The 288-nt window shown below is 55.6% G+C and carries 1 pseudogene; it reads right to left on the bottom strand.

Annotated features, from left to right (window positions below):
• Positions 1-179 precede the first annotated feature (179 nt).
• Positions 180-288, bottom strand: a pseudogene (locus C6W92_RS18095) (IS630 family transposase); the annotation flags it as partial.

Here is a 288-nt window from a genome sequence, read left to right as displayed (position 1 = left end):
ATTGGCCTGTCCACCAACCGAGCGGCCGAAGCAGCCCGAAAGCCGCTGGAAACAAGCTGCCTGATGCCCGGCATGGCCCTCACATCGGCGCGTCGGCGCAGCAGAAGGCGTTGTTCAGACTTTCCTTTATTTCTGCTTTCCCGAAAAACATGCAATAGGCGCGCTAAAGCATTCCGCCTTTAACCTGAGACATATCCAGCAGCCTTGAAGTATTTCCAGCATTCTTGTGGCGAGTAGAGATCGCAGACCTCTGCTATGGCCTCGAACATGTCCGTGAACGTCCTCGCG

Source organism: Roseovarius sp. A46 (genome assembly GCF_004126395.1).
In the GTDB taxonomy this organism is placed as follows: Bacteria; Pseudomonadota; Alphaproteobacteria; order Rhodobacterales; family Rhodobacteraceae; genus Roseovarius; species Roseovarius nitratireducens.
Note: the sequence above shows the minus strand (reverse complement) of the source record. Positions and strands in the feature narration are given on the sequence as shown.